The 18,289-nt window shown below is 66.1% G+C and carries 14 protein-coding genes; 6 read left to right on the top strand and 8 right to left on the bottom strand.

What is annotated here, in order from left to right; all coding sequences use genetic code 11:
- The first annotated feature begins 73 nt into the window (after positions 1–73).
- Positions 74–787, top strand: coding sequence for a MarR family winged helix-turn-helix transcriptional regulator (locus FOE78_RS24555; RefSeq protein WP_143985820.1), 714 nt, complete (start codon positions 74–76; stop codon positions 785–787).
- A gap of 40 nt (positions 788–827) precedes the next feature.
- The gene (locus tag FOE78_RS08030) at positions 828–3,752 is read left to right on the top strand and encodes an FAD-binding and (Fe-S)-binding domain-containing protein (protein WP_407662650.1); all 2,925 of its coding nucleotides are present in this window, start codon (positions 828–830) and stop codon (positions 3,750–3,752) included.
- Here FOE78_RS08030 and FOE78_RS08025 read toward each other — a convergent pair.
- The gene (locus FOE78_RS08025) at positions 3,715–4,539 is read right to left on the bottom strand and encodes an NADPH-dependent F420 reductase (RefSeq protein ID WP_168207422.1); all 825 of its coding nucleotides are present in this window, start codon (positions 4,537–4,539) and stop codon (positions 3,715–3,717) included. The genes FOE78_RS08030 and FOE78_RS08025 overlap by 38 nt on opposite strands.
- 209 nt (positions 4,540–4,748) lie before the next feature.
- On the opposite strand from FOE78_RS08025, the gene FOE78_RS08020 reads away from it, so the two are divergent.
- Positions 4,749–5,201 carry a DUF6069 family protein gene (locus FOE78_RS08020; RefSeq protein ID WP_143985818.1) on the top strand — a complete coding sequence of 151 codons (453 nt, stop codon included), beginning with the start codon at positions 4,749–4,751 and terminating at the stop codon, positions 5,199–5,201.
- A gap of 204 nt (positions 5,202–5,405) precedes the next feature.
- Here FOE78_RS08020 and ettA read toward each other — a convergent pair whose 3' ends face one another.
- Complete coding sequence (gene ettA / locus FOE78_RS08015) at positions 5,406–7,088, bottom strand: energy-dependent translational throttle protein EttA (RefSeq protein WP_143985817.1); 1,683 nt, start codon at positions 7,086–7,088, stop codon at positions 5,406–5,408.
- Positions 7,089–7,428: 340 nt separating this feature from the next.
- Here ettA and FOE78_RS08010 point away from each other — a divergent pair, with 340 nt between their 5' ends.
- On the top strand, positions 7,429–9,639 hold the full coding sequence (locus FOE78_RS08010) for an NADP-dependent isocitrate dehydrogenase (protein WP_143985816.1): 2,211 nt from the start codon (positions 7,429–7,431) through the stop codon (positions 9,637–9,639).
- 79 nt (positions 9,640–9,718) lie between these two features.
- Here FOE78_RS08010 and FOE78_RS08005 read toward each other — a convergent pair whose 3' ends face one another.
- From FOE78_RS08005 to FOE78_RS07985, 5 genes are read right to left on the bottom strand one after another with little or no spacing between them, the layout of a single operon-like run.
- Complete coding sequence (locus FOE78_RS08005) at positions 9,719–10,816, bottom strand: Gfo/Idh/MocA family protein (protein WP_228266100.1); 1,098 nt, start codon at positions 10,814–10,816, stop codon at positions 9,719–9,721.
- Between the two features lie 20 nt (positions 10,817–10,836).
- Positions 10,837–11,646: a ThuA domain-containing protein gene (locus FOE78_RS08000; protein WP_143985815.1), complete on the bottom strand. Its 810-nt coding sequence runs from the start codon at positions 11,644–11,646 to the stop codon at positions 10,837–10,839.
- Positions 11,647–11,689: 43 nt separating this feature from the next.
- On the bottom strand, positions 11,690–12,529 hold the full coding sequence (locus tag FOE78_RS07995; RefSeq protein ID WP_143985814.1) for a carbohydrate ABC transporter permease: 840 nt from the start codon (positions 12,527–12,529) through the stop codon (positions 11,690–11,692).
- Between the two features lie 9 nt (positions 12,530–12,538).
- Positions 12,539–13,504 (bottom strand): carbohydrate ABC transporter permease, encoded by a 966-nt coding sequence (locus FOE78_RS07990; RefSeq protein WP_143985813.1) that lies wholly within the window; start codon positions 13,502–13,504, stop codon positions 12,539–12,541.
- A 37-nt stretch (positions 13,505–13,541) separates the two neighbouring features.
- Positions 13,542–14,777, bottom strand: a complete 1,236-nt coding sequence (locus tag FOE78_RS07985; RefSeq protein WP_143985812.1) for a sugar ABC transporter substrate-binding protein — start codon at positions 14,775–14,777, stop codon at positions 13,542–13,544.
- Between the two features lie 228 nt (positions 14,778–15,005).
- Here FOE78_RS07985 and FOE78_RS07980 point away from each other — a divergent pair, with 228 nt between their 5' ends.
- Together FOE78_RS07980 and FOE78_RS07975 are read left to right on the top strand one after the other, a co-directional pair.
- Positions 15,006–16,025 carry a LacI family DNA-binding transcriptional regulator gene (locus tag FOE78_RS07980; protein WP_228266099.1) on the top strand — a complete coding sequence of 340 codons (1,020 nt, stop codon included), beginning with the start codon at positions 15,006–15,008 and terminating at the stop codon, positions 16,023–16,025.
- 149 nt (positions 16,026–16,174) lie between these two features.
- Complete coding sequence (locus FOE78_RS07975) at positions 16,175–16,639, top strand: single-stranded DNA-binding protein (RefSeq protein WP_143985810.1); 465 nt, start codon at positions 16,175–16,177, stop codon at positions 16,637–16,639.
- 9 nt (positions 16,640–16,648) lie between these two features.
- Here FOE78_RS07975 and FOE78_RS07970 read toward each other — a convergent pair whose 3' ends face one another.
- On the bottom strand, positions 16,649–18,019 hold the full coding sequence (locus tag FOE78_RS07970) for a PrsW family intramembrane metalloprotease (RefSeq protein WP_143985809.1): 1,371 nt from the start codon (positions 18,017–18,019) through the stop codon (positions 16,649–16,651).
- Between the last annotated feature and the right edge of the window lie 270 nt (positions 18,020–18,289).

Raw genomic sequence — 18,289 nt, 5'->3', positions numbered from 1 at the left:
GTCGGCCGCAGGGGCCGCGCACGATCGATCGGGCCGCGATCGCTGACCCCGGCGAACGCATAGATTTGACCGCATGAGGGAGACCCGCTGGCTGACCGAGTCCGAACAGCGCATCTGGCGCACCTACCTGCTCGGTGCCGCCGAGTTGCTGGAGCGTCTGGACACCGGGCTGCGTCCGTACGGCCTGACCCTGAACGAGTACAGCATCCTGGTCTGCCTGCTGGAGAGTCCCGGACGCCGACTGCGGATGTCCGAGCTGGCCGACGCGGTGCACCAGTCGCGGTCACGGCTGACGCACACCATCACCCGGATGGAGCTGGCCGGCCGGGTCCGGAGGACCACCTGCGGCGCGGATCGGCGCGGTGTCTGGGCCGAGCTGACCGAGGACGGCGCCGCACTGCTGGATCGGGCCGCGCCGGCCCATGTCGCCTCGGTACGGCGGCACTTCGTCGACGCCGGTGCAGCCGAGGACTTCGCTGCGCTGGGCCGGGTCTTCGACGCGGTGCTTGATGTCCCCCGGGACGACGGCACGATGGCGCCGCGGCAACTGCTCCGGGTGGCGCCGTCGCCGACCGCCGACGCCGATGACACCGACGACACCGACGACACCGACGACACCGACGACACCGACGACACCGACAACGCTCTCGAGCCCGATGATTCCGGCGAGACCGGCGGCACCGTCGCCGGCACCGACCGAGCCGCGGACGCGGCGCGCCAAGCCGCGGACGCGGCGCACCAAGCCGCGGACGCGGCGCGACGTCTCAGCGCCGCCACCACCAGCTGAGCCTGCAGCCCGCTCGCTCTAGGGTTGGGGCGTGCCTGAGCTGCGTACCGAACGCCCGCGGATCGAAGCGCCGGAGACCTCCGGAGTAGAGCCGGCCGCGCAGGATTTGCTGGCAGCACTGCGACGGCGCGGCCTCGGTGACGTGGTCGACAGTTCTGATCTGACCCGGGCTCTGTACTCCTCCGACGCGTCCCTCTACCGTGTCGTGCCGCAGCTGGTGGCCTGGCCGCGATCGACCGACGAACTGACCGAGATCGGCTGGCTGGCTGCCGAGTACGGCGTACCGATCACCAGCCGAGGTGCCGGCACCTCGATCGCCGGCAACGCCGTCGGCACCGGTTTGATCTTGAACACCTCCAAACATCTGAACAAGATCATCTCGGTGGACCGCGAGGCTCGGACCGCGACCGTGCAGCCGGGGATCGTCCATGCGGCACTGCAGCGCGCAGTGACCCAGATCGGTTTGCGGTTCGGCCCGGATCCGTCGTCGCACAGCCGCTGCACCATCGGCGGCATGATCGGCAACAATGCGTGCGGCTCCCGGGCGCTCGGCTACGGCAAGACGTCGGACAATCTGGTCGACCTGGATATCGCCACTCTGGATGGGAATCGACTGACCCTGACCTCGGACAGTCGTCCGAGCGTCTCGCCGTTGTTCGGTCGGCTGGATGAGCTCGTTCATGATCATCTGGCGACCATTCGGACCGAGTTCGGCCGATTCGGCCGTCAGGTGTCCGGCTACGCAATGGAGCATCTTCTGCCTGAGCAGGGATTCGACGCGTTGAAGTTCCTCGCCGGCACCGAAGGCACGCTGGCGATGATCACCCAGGCCACCGTACGGCTGGTCGCCGACGCGCCGTTCAAGATCATGATCGCGCTGGGTTATCCCGACATGGCCGAGGCTGCGGATGCGGTGACTGCGATCCTGCCCTACGGCCCAACGGCGGCCGAAGGGCTGGACTCGCGGATCGTCGACGTGGTCCGCAACCGGCAGGGCGAGGGATCGGTGCCGGAACTTCCGCGAGGCGAGGGTTGGCTGCTGGTCGAACTGACCGGCGAAGATGATCATGACGTACGCTCCCGGGCGGACCGGCTGCTGGCCGACTCCGGTTGCCTGGACGGCTTTGTGGTCACCGATCCCGCGCAGGCGGCCCGATTGTGGAAGATCCGCGAGGACGGTGCCGGACTGGCGTCGGTCAGCCTGTCCCGGCCGGCGCACGCGGGTTGGGAGGACACCGCGGTGCCACCGGAGCATCTCGGCTCCTACCTGCGCCGGTTCGAGGAGCTGATGAGCTCGTACGGGGTGGCGGGCCTGCCGTACGGACACTTCGGCGACGGCTGCGTGCACATCCGGATCGACTTCCCGCTGTGGGAGGACGGCGGATCGGCAGCCTACGAGTCGTTCGTCACCGACGCCGCGGAGCTGGTGGCCAGTTACGGCGGTTCGATGTCCGGCGAGCACGGCGACGGTCGGCATCGGTCGGCACTGCTGCCGAAGATGTACTCGCCGCGGGCGCTGGAGCTGTTCGGCGCGGTGAAACAGATCTTCGACCCCCGCAACCTGCTCAATCCTGGTGTCCTGGTCGATCCCCAGCCCCTGCAGGAGAATCTGCGGATCCCCGAGGTCCGGACCCGGCCGATGGCCCTGCTCGAGCCGCACTTCACCAGCGAGGTGCACCGGTGCACCGGCGTCGGCAAGTGTGTGGCGAGCGTTCCGGCCGGAGTGGCCAACTCCGCGGCCGGGGTGATGTGCCCGTCGTTCCAGGCCACTGGCAACGAGAAGGACTCCACGCGTGGCCGGGCGCGGGTGCTGGAGGAGATGATCAACGGGCGGCTGATCAGCGGCGGCTGGGACGCGCCAGAGGTGCATGAGGCGCTGGATCTTTGCCTGTCCTGCAAGGGATGCCGGCGGGATTGCCCGACCGGTATCGACATGGCTGCCTACAAGGCGGAGGTGCTCGACCGCAGCTACGCCGGCAAGCTGCGGCCACGATCGCACTACGCCCTGGGTTGGTTGCCGCGCTGGGGGCGGATGATCACCCGGGTACCGGTCGTGGCACAGCTCGCCAACCTGTCCCTGCGGCTGCCGCTGATCGGCCGACTGCTGAAGCGCGCCGCGGGCATCGATCCGCGTCGCGGTCTGCCGACGTTCGAGACGCAGTTGCCGCAGATCCGTTCCAGAGCAGCGATCGCCGACGGTCCGGCCTCCCTGCTTGCCCGGGCGGAGCAGCGTCGTGGCCGGCCGTCAGACCGAGTTGATCATGGCCCGGTGATCATCTGGACCGATTCGCTCTCGTCCCAGTTCGCCGGCGGCCCGATCGCCTCGGCGATCGCCGTGCTGGATCGCGCCGGCTACACGCCGTACTTGTTACCCCGCGACGCCTGTTGTGGCCTGACCTGGATCACCACCGGCCAGCTGGACGGTGCCCGACGGCAGCTGGAGCGGGCGTTGGACGTGCTCACCCCGTACGCCAAAGCAGGGATCCCGATCGTCGGGCTGGAGCCGTCCTGCCTCGCGGTCTGGCGCAGCGACGCACCGGAGCTGCTGGACGATCCACGGGTGGCCACGGTGGCGAACAAGATCAGCACGCTGGCAGAGCTGCTGACCTCCACCGACGGTTGGCAGCCGCCGGAACTGTCCGGCGTCGAGCTGGTCGTGCAGCCGCACTGTCACCACACCTCGGTGATCGGCTGGCAGACCGACGCCGCCCTGCTGAAGCGGACCGGCGCCAAGATCACCACGGTCGCCGGCTGCTGTGGTCTGGCCGGCAACTTCGGCATGGAGCAAGGACATTACGAGGTCAGCCTCAAGGTGGCCGAACACGATCTGCTGCCTGCCGTCCGGGCAGCGAGCAGGGATGCGATTGTGCTTGCCGACGGTTTCTCCTGCCGGACCCAGCTGGCCGAGCTCAGCGACCGCACCGCGATCAGCCTGGCCGACCTGCTCGCCCGCTCCCCCCGCTGACCGCTGTCCGGGTGGCGGGACCGGGCCGGGGCCGGGCCAGGCTCCCGCGCACTGGGTGTCCCGGCCGGGTGCCCCAGGTGCCCGTTTCTCCACTCTGGTTGGAAAACGAACGCAGTTCGAGCGGGAGCGGTCGACGATTCCCCACACTGGTTGGAAAACGTACGGGATGGGGTTCGGCTGGGACACAACCCCAGGGGCTCTGATTGCCCACAGCGACCGATGCCGGTTCGATCAGGCGATAGGCGAAGTACGCATCGCCGTCACGCTGCTCGAACAGCGCTGCGGACAAGATCAACAACCCGTCCACTGCGTCGGCCGCATCCGGACCGCCGACATACGGCGGACGCAGCCCGACCTCGCTGATCAACTGCTCGGCGATCGGCCGTGCCGAGACGTCGGCGGCGAAGAAGAGGTCAGAATCCGGCAGCGGTTCGGTGAAGTTCCGTACCAAAAGGGTGTTGAAGGCGCGCACGTAGCGGACGCCCTCGATGTCGGCGAAGGCGGCTCGGCTGTGCAACGGTCGCTCCCCGGAGCGGTTCGCGGCGTCGATGACGATCTTGTCCTTGAGCGCCTTCCGATGCTGGGCGACGAAGTCGGCAACGGCGCTGCCGGGTTGAGCAAGTATGACGACCTCGGCCGCGGGCAGCACGACGGCGATACTGTCGACTCCCGGCTGCCGAGTCGTGCCCGGATCCCGGCTCCCGTAGCTGACCTGATGCCCCGCGCGGGACCACGCCTCACCGAGTGCACTGCCGATCTTGCCGGTGCCGATCACTGCAATGTCCATGGGCCACAGGACGTTCCCGGAGCCGCCACCATTCCACCGAAGTCCGGCGGCAACAGGAACCGCGGGACGGGCCATCAGATGCTGCGCGGACAACGAGCTCAGGAGTAGCGCACCGTGACACATGTCCCGAACAGGCCCTGACAGGTGCAGTTCCGGCGCCTTCGGCCGATGGCCATGATCATCGTACGGACAACGAGAGGTAGTTGATCATGACTCAGCGCACCGCAGCGCGAGAAGACACAGCACCAGAAGTCACAACAGCACAAGGCAATACAGCCGGCGCCGCTCGGCGTCGACTGCTCCGGGCCGGGACCATCGCGGTCGCGTTGATCGCCGCCCTGCTGGACTGGGTGATCTGCACCAAGATCATCGGGTTGACGCTGATGGTCGATCAGGGCTTCGGCCCGACCGAGGTGATGCCGCTGCTGGTCGCCGCGGCACCGATCCTGTCGGGCTTGGCCGCCTGGGCCTTGCTGGCGATCTTGGAACGACTCACACCGGCCCGAGCGACCACGATCTGGCGGATCGTCGCCCTGGTGATCTTGGCGCTGTCGCTGTACTCCCCGATCACGGCGGCGATCAGCATCTCGACCGCGACTGCGTTGGTCTCCATGCATCTCGTGGTCGGCGCGATCCTGATCATCGGCCTGCGCCGCCGCTGAGTGTTCCCGCGCACCCACGGCGCTCCCGCGCATGCACGACAGACTCCACCCCGTTCCCGCGCACCTACGGCGCTGCCGCGCAAGTACGAACGTGCGCGGGAGAGCCGACGGTGCGCGGGAACGGTCCTGAGCAGCGTCGGACCGTACGCTGAAATGGGCCGCGAGCGGGTCGGGCCGGCGAGCGGAAGCTCGACCGGGCGAGGCTCAGTCCCGGGTCAGGCGGCGGTGGGTGGTGCGGTGCGGGCGGGCGGCTTCGGCGCCGAGGCGTTCGATCTTGTTCGCCTCGTAGTCCTCGAAGTTGCCCTCGAACCAGTACCACTGGGCCGGGTCCTCGTCGGTGCCTTCCCAAGCGAGGATGTGGGTGGCGACGCGGTCCAGGAACCAGCGGTCGTGGGAGACGACAACGGCACAGCCCGGGAACTCCAGCAGCGCGTCTTCCAACGACTGCAGGGTTTCCACGTCCAGGTCGTTGGTCGGCTCGTCCAGCAGCAACAGGTTGCCGCCCATCTTCAACGTCAGCGCCAGGTTGAGCCGGTTGCGTTCACCGCCGGACAGCACACCGGACGGTTTCTGCTGATCCGGCCCCTTGAACCCGAACGAGGCCACGTAGGCCCGCGACGGCATCTCGAAGTTGGCGACCTTGATGTAGTCGAGCCCGTCGGAGACGACCTCCCAGACGTTCTTCTTCGGATCCAGACCGGACCGGCTCTGGTCGACGTACGACACCGAGACGGTCGAGCCGAGCTTCAACGCCCCGCTGTCCGGCGTCTCCTCGCCGACGATCATCCGGAACAGCGTGGACTTGCCGACACCGTTCGGGCCGACGATGCCGACGATGCCGGCCCGCGGCAGCGAGAAGTTGAGCCCGTTGAAGAGCTCGCGATCCTCGAACGCCTTGTGCAGGTCTTCCGCGTCCAGCACCTGGTTGCCCAGCCGCGGACCCGGCGGGATGTTGATCTCCTCGAAGTCCAGCTTCTTGGTCCGCTCCGCCTCGGCGGCCATCTCCTCGTACCGTGCCAACCGGGCCCGGTTCTTGGCCTGCCGTGCCTTCGGGTTGGAGCGCACCCACTCCAACTCTTTCTCCAGGATCTTGGCCCGTTTGGCGTCCTTGCGTCCCTCCAACTGCAGCCGGGATCGCTTGGTCTCCAGGTAGGTGGAGTAGTTGCCCTGGTAGGGATAGGTCCGGCCGCGGTCCAGTTCGAGAATCCACTCGGCAACCTGATCGAGGAAGTACCGGTCGTGGGTGACGGCCAGCACGGCACCGGGATAGTTCTTCAGATGGCCCTGCAGCCAGTAGACGGACTCCGCATCCAGGTGGTTGGTCGGCTCGTCCAGCAGCAGCAGGTCGGGCTGCTGCAGCAGCAGCTTGCAGAGGGCGACCCGGCGGCGTTCACCTCCGGAGAGCACGTCGACAACTGCATCGCCCGGCGGGCAGCGCAGCGCGTCCATCGCCTGCTCCAGTTGGGAATCGATCTCCCAGGCCTGCCGATGATCAAGGTCGGTCTGCAGGTCACCCATCTCGGCCAGCAGCGCGTCGTAGTCGGCGTCCGGGTCGGCCAACTCCTCGGAGATCTCGTTGAAGCGGGCCAGCATCTGCTTGGTCTCCGCGACCGCTTCCTCGACGTTCTCCAGCACGGTCTTGCCCTCGGTCAGCGGCGGCTCCTGCAGCAGGATGCCGACGGTCGAATCCTTGGCCAGCCGGGCCTCGCCGTTGTTGGGCTGCTCGATGCCGGCCATCAGCTTCAGCAGGGTCGACTTGCCCATGCCGTTCGGGCCGACGACGCCGATCTTCGCGCCAGGCAGGAAATCCAGCGTGACGTTGTCGAGGATGACCTTCTCCCCCAACGCCTTGCGTACGTTCTGCAGCTGGAAAATGAACTCAGCCATGCTGATTGCGGCCCCTTCCGGCGGATAGTCCTGACCGAGGGTCCAACCTAGACGATGCCCCCGTACGGCCACGAATGCGCGCTCGCGCCGACGCTCGACCGCCGATCCCCGCGCTGCCTCACCTGCCGCCTCGAGGTTCGCGAACACAATCACCCGCGAATTCTTTCTGAGCGGCCGCGGCGAGCCGGATCCAAGCGATGCGCGGGTGATTTTGTTCGCGAGGGCCTCGGCTGTGACGGCCCAGGATCAGGTGCTCCGGTGGGATCTGCGTCATCGGCACCGGTCAGGTATCTTGACGTCAAGGAATCACCGATCCGACAGCTCAGGAGTCAGGCGAACCATGGCCAAGATCATCTACACCCACACCGACGAGGCGCCGCTGCTGGCGACGTACTCGTTCCTGCCGATCATCAGGGCGTACGCAGCCAAGGCCGGGGTGGACGTCGAGACCCGGGACATCTCGCTGTCCGGCCGGATCATCGCTCACTTCCCTGATCGGCTCACCGATGAGCAGCGGCAGCCGGACGCGCTGGCGGAGCTGGGCGAGCTGGCCGAGCAGGCGTCAGCCAACATCATCAAGCTGCCCAACATCTCCGCCTCGATCCCGCAGCTGAAGGCCGCGATCAAGGAACTGCAGGCGAAGGGCTACGACCTGCCGGACTACCCCGAGTCACCCCAGACCGAGCAGCAGAAGCATGATCGGGCCCAGTACGACAAGGTGCTCGGTTCGGCGGTGAATCCGGTGCTGCGGCAGGGCAACTCCGATCGTCGGGCGCCCGCATCGGTGAAGAACTACGCCAAGGCGCACCCGCATCGGATGGGTGCCTGGAGTGCGGACTCCAAGACCGAGGTCGCGACCATGGGCCACGACGACTTCTTCTCCAACGAGAAGTCGGTGGTCATCGAATCCGACGACACGCTCAAGATCGAACACGTCGCCGCCGACGGCACCGTCACGGTGCTGAAGGAGTCGCTGCCGGTGCTGGCCGGTGAGGTCGTGGACGGCACCTTCATGAATGTCGCGGCGCTGCGCGGATTCCTGACCGAGCAGATCGAACGGGCGAAGGCCGAGGGCGTGCTGTTCTCGGTGCATCTGAAGGCGACCATGATGAAGGTCTCCGACCCGATCATCTTCGGCCATGTGGTGCAGGCGTTCTTCCCGGAGCTGTTCGCCCAGTACGGGGACGAGCTCGCCGCCGCAGGCATCTCACCTCGGGACGGACTCGGCTCCCTGCTCAACAGCGTCGACTCCCTGCCCGACGGTGCGGCGATTAAGCAGGCCGTGACCGACGGGCTCGCGGCCGGGCCCAAGCTGGCCATGGTCGACTCCGATCGCGGCATCACCAACCTGCACGTGCCGTCCGATGTGATCGTGGACGCGTCGATGCCTGCCATGATCAGGATCGGCGGCCACATGTGGGGACCCGACGGTGAGGAAGCCGACACTCTCGCGGTGATCCCCGACTCCAGCTACGCCCGCGTCTACCAGACCGTGATCGAGGACTGCAAGGCCCATGGGGCTTACGATCCGGCCGCCATGGGCTCGGTGCCGAACGTCGGTCTGATGGCCCAGAAGGCCGAGGAGTACGGCTCCCACGACAAGACGTTCACCGCACCTTCCGACGGCACCATTCGGGTGATCAACTCCGCCGGCGAGGAACTGTTCAGCCACCAGGTCGAGACCGGTGACATCTGGCGTGCCTGCCAGACCAAGGACGCCCCGATCCGCGACTGGGTCAAGCTTGCGGTGACCCGCGCCCGCGCCACCGGTTCGCCGGCGGTGTTCTGGCTGGACGAGGCCCGCGCCCACGACGCCAACCTGATCGCCAAGATCAACACGTACCTGCCCGAGCACGACACCGACGGGCTGGAGCTCAAGATCATGACGCCGGCGGACGCCTGCGCCTACTCACTGGAGCGGATCCGGCGCGGCGAGGACACCATCTCGGTGACCGGCAACGTACTGCGTGACTACAACACCGACTTGTTCCCGATCCTGGAGCTGGGCACCTCGGCGAAGATGCTGTCCGTGGTGCCGCTGATGGCCGGCGGCGGTCTGTTCGAGACCGGTGCCGGCGGTTCGGCGCCCAAACACGTGCAGCAGTTGATCAAGGAGAACTACCTGCGCTGGGACAGCCTGGGCGAGTTCTTCGCACTGGCAGCAAGCTTCGAGCATCTGGCCGGCGCCACCGGCAACGCTCGGGCGCAGGTTCTGGCCGACACGCTGGACCGGGCCACCGGCACCTTCCTCAACGAGGACAAGTCGCCGACCCGGCGGCTGGGTGGCATCGACAACCGCGGCTCGCACTTCTACCTGGCGCTCTACTGGGCTCAGGAACTGGCCACTCAATCCGACGACGCCGAATTGGCGGCGGCGTTCAAGCCGCTGGCCGAATCCCTTGCCGGCAACGAGGATGCGATTGTCGGCGAGCTGAACTCAGTGCAGGGCGCCCCCGTCGACATCGGCGGCTACTACCGGCCGGATGATGATCTTGCTGCGGCCGTGATGCGCCCGTCCACGACGTTGAACGACGCGATCACCGCTCTCTGATCGATCTTGGTACGCGGGCCGGGCTTCCGGTCCTTCGACGGGCTCAGGACCCTTCGGAATCCTGAGCCTGTTCGGTTTCTCAGGACGCCAGTCCGACCTTGTGCAGCACGCTCCAGGACTTGAGTACCGCCAGCACTCGCTGATCATGGTCAGTGGAAACTGCGAGATCGTACGCCTGCGTGAGAACGTCGGCGATCTGTACCGGTCGGTGTTCTTCTGCCGACCGGACGGCGGCCTCCACCATGGCCAAGCTGACCACATTGGACGCGGCTTCGGTCGCCGGGATGGTCTCGCGACGCAGATGATCAACGAACTCAGCCAGCGAACCACTGATCTGCTCGGGGGCCTGATCCGACGCCGGAACCTTGATCGAACCGTCGACACGTTCGGCCGTCGGTTCATGATCACCGTCCCAACAGGCGGTGCCGCGTTCGGCGCTGACCCGCCAGCTGCCGTTCCAGGAGGTTTCCTGACCGGGCGCGCACCAGCTGCCGTGATAACCGAACCGGACACCCTCGGCGAAGGTGAAGGATGCGTTCGCGGCCGCGTCACCGGCGTACCAACTCCAGCTGGGGTTGTAGGCGTCGCAGTAGACGCTGACCGGGTTGCTGCCCAGCAGTGCCCGGACGGCGTCGAAGGTGTGGATCGCCATGTCCACCAGCAGTGGATGCTCCATCGCGTCGCGAAAGCCGCCGAAGTGGGGTGCCTTGAAGAATTCGCAGGTCACCGTTCCGACGGCGCCAAGATCACCGACTACTGAGCGGAACTGCTGGAAGCCGTTGAAGTAGCGCCGGGACTGGCTGATCATCAGCAGCGCGCCGGACGCCTCGGCTGCGGCCGCCATGGCCAGTCCGGTGGCCACGTCGGGCGCGATCGGCTTCTCGCACAACACCGGCAGCCCGGCGAACAGGGCGTCCTGCGTCGTGCCCGCGTGCGCCTGCGGAATGGTCACGTTGATCACCGCATCGGCGTCGACCTCCAGCCCGGCCAGCTCGGTGGCTACCGGGACCTCGCCGTGGCCGGTCTCCGCGGCGGACCGCCGAGCAAGATCAACATCGAGATCGACCAGCCCCACCAACTCGACGTCGGGGTTGGCGCCGATCGTGCCGAGCCAGGCACGTCCCATCGAGCCGGCGCCGAGCTGGATGATCTTGATCGGCGCACCGTCCTTGATCACTGACCTCTCCTGTCGCGCGTTCACGCCTTGTTCTGCCACGGGCTCTGATACTCGCGACCTTCGAAGAACTGTCCGGTCTCGTGCCGGCGCAGTGTCGGCAGACTACGCTCCACCGCCGGTCGTGCCCACTGCACACCGTTGCTGATCACCCGGCGGACATCCTTGTGGTGATAGACGGGATAGTCCTGATCACCGGGCGAGAAGTAGAAGATCCGCCCGTTGCCGCGGCGCCAGGTGCAGCCGGAACGGAATACCTCGCCGCCGCTGAACGAGCTGATGAAGATCAACTCGTCCGGGGTGGGGATGTCGAACTGCTCGCCGTACATCTCCTGCGCCTCGATCTCGATCGGATGCGGCACTCCACGCGCGATCGGATGGGTTCGGTCGATGGTCCAAACCAGCTCACGATCATGTTCGCTGCGCCAGCGCAGGGTGCAGGAGGTACCCATCAGCTTGCCGAAGATCTTGGACCAGTGCCCGGAGTGCAGGACGATCAGCCCCATCCCGGACAGTACGTGGCGGTAGACCCGGTCGACGACGTGATCATCGACGTCCTGATGCGCCGCATGTCCCCACCACAGCAACACGTCGGTCTGCGCCAGCACCTCCTCGGTCAGCCCGTGCTCCGGGTCGTCCAGGGTGACGGTGTTGACGACGGCGCCGTCGCCGAGGTTCTCCTCGATGCCTTCCTTGATCGTGTTGTGCATCCCCTGCGGATAGAGCTTGGCGACGTGCTCCTCGACCTGCTCATGCCGGTTCTCGCCCCACACCAGGGCCCGGATCGGTCGGCCGGGCGGCGCGTACTCGAGGTCGGTACTACTGACGGTCATGCGTTGATTTCCTTTCGAGGATTGATGATTTCGCGGTCGGCAGTCACTTGACCGCTCCTCCGGTCGCGCCGGCTGCGATGAACTTCTGGGCGATGACCAACAGGATGATCGCCGGGATCGAGGCCATGATCGCGGTGGCCATCACCGCGCTCCAGTTGGAGATGTGCGCTCCGAGATAGGTGTAGATGCCGAGCGTCACCGGGACGATGTTGCCCTTGGTCGTCAACGTGAGCGCGTACAGGAAGTCGCCCCAGGCGAACAGGAACGCGAACAACCCGGCCGTGATCAACGAGTTACGGCTGATCGGCACCACGATGGACAAGAAGGCACGCACGAGCCCGGCTCCGTCGACCCGCGCCGCTTCGACGATCGACGGCGGAACCCCGAGCATGAACGAACGCATGATCAAGATCCCGAAGGGAATGGTGCTGGCCGAGTTGGCGATGATCAATCCTGGGATCGAGTTCAACAGTCCGATGTTCTCGTACAGCGTGTAGAGCGCGTTCGCAATCACGATCCCCGGGATCATCTGGGAGATCAAGATCGCCAGCAGCGCCCAACTGATCCAACGGAACCGGAACTGCGCCAGTGCGTACGCGCAGGGTGTTGCGACCAGCAGAGTCAGTGCCACCGTACCGATGGCGATGATCAGACTCGTGATCAGATTCTGACCTTGATCATGAATAGCCGCGGAATAGCCCTGCAAGCTCGGATGTGCGGGAAAGAATGTTGCGGACAAGGTGTTTCCGCTGGGTTGGAAGGACGTGTTGACCATCCAGTAGACGGGGAACAGCATCGCTGCGAGCAACACGATCGCAACCGCCGTACGCAAGCCACGACCCGTCCGCCGGACCACCAACCGCTGCTGGTGAGTGAGCGTCATGATCTTCTCCTACTCGTCGACCTGGCGACGGTTGGCACGGACGTACACGATCGCGAACACCAGTGAGATCACGATCAGAATGTTGCTGAGCGCCGCACCCTCACCGAACTTGAACTCGACGAACGACCGCTGATACGACTGGATCGCGATCGTCTGCGTCGCGTTCGCCGGGCCGCCCTGAGTCAGGCCGAGGATCAGGTCGATCACCTTCAGGGTGTAGATCACGCCGAGCATCAGCACCACATTCACCACCGCTCTCAGATTCGGCCAGGTGATGTGCCAGAACGCCTTCCACCCGGTCGCACCGTCCAGCGAGCCCGCCTCGTACAGCTCATCGGGAATCGCCTGCAAACCGCTGTACAGCAAGGTCAGATTGAACGGGATGCCGAGCCAGATGTTGACCAAGATCACCGCGATCAACGCAACGTCGGGCGAGGTCAGCCAAGGCACCGGTTCGGTGATCACTCCCAGGCGTTCCAAGGTGACATTGAGGATCCCGCTGTCCTGCTCGAGAATCGCCCGCCAGGCCGCACTCCCGACGATCAAGGGGATCAACCAGGGCAGCAGGAACAGGGCCCGAAGGATGCCGTTGAGCGGGAAGTGCTTGTGGAAGAACAACGCCAGCAGCATGCCGATCACGAACTGTCCGACGATCGATCCGATCGTGAACAGCGCGGTGTTGGCCAGCTCCTTGGCGAAGAGATCGTCCTTGATCACCGTCAGGTAGTTCTGCAACCCGACCCAGGGCGCTTCCCCGGTGATGAAGGTCCGCAGGGTGTATTCCTGGAAGCTCATCAGCAGGTTCTTCACCACCGGGTAGCCGAACAACACTACGATTGCGAAAGCCGCCGGGACAACGAACAAGATCTTCGCGATCTCCTCACCCCGGCGCCCGAGCCCCCGCCGCTTGGGCTCCGAGGCGGACGATCTGGGCTGGGGACTGCGGGTTGCGCGCAGCGTCTCGGCCTCCGACATCACCCGCTCCTGTCCCTGGTGCGACGGTTGCCGAGGCTCATTGACTGGCCCCGGCCTTGGCCATCGCGTCGGCCGGACTTGCCTGCCCGGTCAGCACGAGCTGGACGCCGGTGTAGATCACCTTGGCGGTGTCCGGCCACTTCGGGCCGAGCTTTCCGGTGCGGGCGCGGGCATTGGCCACCGGCTCGACGAAGCCGGCCATCTCCGGATCTTCCTTCTTGAACTGATCGGCCAGCGCGAGCTTGGTCGGCACGATGCCGCCCTGCTTGGCACGCAGCAGCTGATTGGCGTCGGTGTTCATGCACTTCACCAGCTCGGCAGCCTTCTGCATCTTCGCCGTGTCGCCGGTCAACGGCACCGTCCAAGCCTCGCCACCGAGCGGCGCGACCGACGTCTGGCCAGGGGTGTTGACCGGGAAGGGGACGACACCGTAGTTGATCTTGGCCTTGTCCAGCGCGGGGATCTGCCATGGACCGTTCAACATCATCGCGGCCTTGCCGGCGATGAACTGATCATTGACGTCCGACTGCTTCCAGTTGACGACGCTCTTGGAGACCGAGCCGTCATCGACGAGGTCCTTCCACAGCTGCAGCGCGCCCGCGACCTGCGGGCTCGTCAGCTTCGTCTCGTCACCGCCGTTGGTCCACATCGGCGGCAGGAACTGCCAGGCACCCTCGTAGTCGGCGGTCGCGTTGAACGCGAACCCGTAACGCTTGCCGACCGTCAGTTTCTTGGCTGCCGCCTTCAACTCCGCCCAGGTCGTCGGCGGTTTGACGCCGGCCTTGCTCAGATCGTCCTTGTTGTAGAAGATCGCCAGCGTGTTGGCGCCCGGCTGGAGCCCGTACAGCTTGCCTTGGTAGGTCGCAGCGTCGATCGGACCCTTCGCATACCCCTTGGCGTCGATGCCGTAATCGTTTAGGGGCGCCAGCGCACCGGCCTGGGCGATCTGCTGGATGTCCGGGTTGTCCAGCATCAACACGTCCGGCAGCGTCTTCGACGATGCCTGCTGCAGGACCTTCTGGATCAGTGTCGGTCCGGGGACCGATTGGTGGTTCACCTTGGCGACCCCGATCGCGGTGCCACACTTACTCAGTTGATCGGCGATCTGGGAATGACTCGGCTCGTCGGTGTAGTAATCCAGCACGGTGAGGCTGTCGACCTTCCCACCCGCCTTGTTGTTCGCACTGCCGCCCGATCCGCCACCGCAGGCCGTCAGGCTCAATGACGTCAGGGCCACTGCTGCGGCGGCCACCATCAGTCGTCTCTTGAACATCGTTCACAGCTCCCTTGCTGGACTTGGCAAAGCGCTTCACCACGATGCGGTTGAACTGGCGTCGCATCGAATGACTTGCAGGTAAGTCGGTTAACCGCTTTACTGGCTGACGCGGTCGAGTGTGATCCAGATCATGTCGTCGTGTCAAGGGTCGAAGTGGCCTTCGCAACAGGATGACTACCGGAAACAGGTGGGTTTCACCGTACGAAAGGCAGCACGATGGCGACCATGCGCGACGTCGCGGAGCGGGCCGGGGTGTCGATCGCGACGGTGTCGTTCGTGGTCAACAACACCAAACCGGTCACCGACTCGACCCGGAAGCGGATAGAGGAGGCCATGGCCGAACTCGGCTTCCGGCGCAACTCGGTCGCCCGTGCGCTCGCCAGTCGGCAGACCAGGATCCTGGCGCTGGTGTATCCGGCACTCGAGCATCACCTCAGCACCTCGGGAATCGAGTTCATCACCAGCGCGGCGCGGGAGGCCAGGTCGAACGACTATCACCTGGTCGTCTGGCCGGTGAGCAATGATGCCGCCGAACTGGCCGATCTGGTCGGCCAGGGTCTGGTCGACGGCGTGCTGCTGATGGAAGTCCAACTCGCCGACCCTCGAGTGGGCGTGCTGCAGTCCCTGGACTCGCCGTTCGTACTGATCGGTCGAACGGCCGAGCCGAGCGGTCTGGACTACGTCGACATCGATTTCGACGAGAGCATCCGGCGCTGCGTCGACCACCTCTGGGATGTCGGCCACCGCAACATCGCGCTGATCTCCGGCGATCAACGGGTCCCCAGCTTCGAGCGCTACGGCCCGTACGTACGGATGGAGGACGCGTTTCGTCGGATCGCCGCCGAACGACACTTCGAGCCGGTTGTCCTGAACACCCGATCCGGGGCGAAGTACGGACGCGAGATCGCGCTCGAATTGAGCCGTACGCATCCGCAGGCGAGCGGAGTCGTGATCTTCGGCGAGCCGACGGTGACCGGTCTGTTGGCCGGGTTGCGGGCAGCCGGCCGACGTGTCCCCGATGACGTCTCTGTGGTGGCGGCGTTGGCCGCCGCCGACATCGCCTACACCACCGATCCGCCGTTGACCACGTTGACCTCTCCCGGTGTCGAGCTTGGTCAGCTGGCGGTGCGCGCCCTATTGCGTCGGCTGTCCGGTGGCGAACCGCTCCCGCCGGAGCTTCGGTGTGGCGAGTTCCTGCCCGGTGAGTCGACGGCTGCGCCACCGCACGTCGCGCCGTCTGCGTAGATGGATCGCCGCCGGTTGTCCACAGCCCGATCAGCACTTCGAAGCACTGTCCACAGATTTCGAATCGAGCGAACACCTTGCTCGTCACGGCGGAATGTAGGGGCAAGAGGGCCGTGTCGGGCGGCTCCGCCGATGACAAGGACAGATGCATGGACGCGACTCTCACCATCAACGGAAATGTGGGCAGTGCGGTCGACTTCGGCCGGACCCCGCAGACGGGCGTGGCCCGAGCCACCTTCCGGCTGGCTTGTACGCCGCGGATCTACCGCAACGGCAACTGGGTCGACGACTACACCACCTGGATCACGGTGACCTGTTGGCGGCAATTGGCCGAGCACGTGGCCAGCAGTCTCAACAAGGGCGATCCGGTGATCGTGACCGGTCGGCTACGGACCCAGGTCTGGGACGACGACGGCGGCCATCATCAGCGGATGGTGCTGGAGGCGACGCAGGTCGGTCACGACCTCACCCGTGGAGTCTCGACCTTCAGCAGGGCGCCGCGAGCCGAGTCCGACAGCGAATCCGCACCTGACGACGACGCGGCGATCGAGCAGCCTGATGGATCGGACGCAGAGCTGGCAGGCGTGGAGCGTTTGGAGGAGGTGGCGGTGTAGGTCCGGCGGCTACTCGCCCGGCGGTTTCCAGTTGGGGTCGACCTTGGAGTAGTGGGTCGCGCCCGGGCCGATCGGGGCGGTGCCGGGTGCCGGCAGGTTGCCGCCGAGACCGGCCGGGCCGGGGTAGTGCGCGGGGGCGTAGGCCGGGGCCGGTCGGCGTCGCCGGACCAGTTCCTTGATCCGGGCGTAGTCGGCGCGGGCGGCCGGCTGGATCACGGCCCTGCCGCGTTCGGATCGGATCCGGGCCAGCAGGTACTTCTCCCGCTGGAGCCCGGCGTCGTCGACGACACCCCGCGCCATCGCGTCGCGGAGGTAGGCCAGTTCGGTTTCGGCACGTTGGACTCGGACCGTCGCCAGGAAACCGTGCCAGCCTCGGAAGATCGACTGCCACAGTGCTCGGAGCCGGGTGCGCAGTCGGGACATCGGCAGCGCGTCCTCGACCGGGAGCCAGCCGACGCGTGCGTAGTCGGTGAGCCGCTCGCGGATCAGCCTGCCTTCGCGGAATTCCTGCCGGACGACGAAGACGACCATCGCCAGCACCGCCGGGATGGCGACGAAGATGTACATCAGCAGCAGCTGGGTGCCCTGGACCAGGGTGGACACGGTGTTGAAGCTCATGTGCAGGAAGGCCGCGGCGCAGAAGCCCGCCAGTGGCGCGATCACTCGGACGATCTTGCTCTTGGACCGCAGCGCTATCGCCAGACCGATGCCGGTCATGGACGTGAACAGGGGGTGACCGAAGAAGGTCAGCACACCACGCATGAGGAAGAGCTGCTGCAACGCCTGCTCGGGTTGCACCTCGCCGAAGGTGTTGGCCGCGTAGCGGTACACCCGGCCGTAATAGAGGATGTTCTCCACGAACGCGAAACCAGCGCCGGCCAGTCCGGCGAGCGCGATGCCGCTCAGCCGGCTGACCCAGCGGTAACGCATCAGGATCGCCAGCCAGAACAGCACGGTGGCCTTGGCGGACTCCTCCACGAACGGGGCGACGTAGATCGCCGCACGCGATCCGGTGGCAGGGTCGCCGTTCCCGACGATCGACAGATGCGCCGATGCCCACGTGTTGATCTGGGCCGCCACGAAGGTGGCGACACAGGCGCCCCAGGCGAAGGTCATGAACCAGACCCAGAAGCGTTGCGGCTTGAAACGGTCGAGCCAGAGGAAGAGGAGGGAGAGCGGAATGGCAGTCAGTGCGGCGTACTTTGCAGAGATCGGGACGGCCTCGTGCCCGAGTCCGATCAGCCGGCCGCCGGGCACGTCCTGGTCGGGCACGACCTGGCGGTAGAGCAGGACCAGGCAGGCCGCGTACACGAAGAGCATCACGACGGTGACCCAGAACAATCGGGTCTTGATCAGGCGCTTCGGCAGTGGCTGGGACATGTCGACGTCCCTCGGCAGCCCCGACTTGGCCGCTCTACGTCGGCGAGCGCGCTCCGGATCGGCGGCCGGATCAGCGGGCGGCCGGCCGAAGAGCCGCGCAAGTCTTGCGCCGGCCGCAGGCTTCGCTGTCGGTGCCGGTGTTCCCGAAGGCGCCGGACTCCCGGAGTCCGCCAACGTCCCTGCGGGAGCGGGTGGGTTGTCCACGGGTCCGCTGTTCTGGGCTACCGACACGGCGCCAGCGTACCTATTGGTCAGGTCCGCGATCACAGG

This window comes from Microlunatus elymi (assembly GCF_007362775.1).
GTDB lineage: Bacteria > Actinomycetota > Actinomycetes > Propionibacteriales > Propionibacteriaceae > Microlunatus > Microlunatus elymi.
The sequence above is the reverse complement of the archived record's forward strand: the minus strand, read 5'-3'. Positions and strand labels throughout refer to the sequence as shown.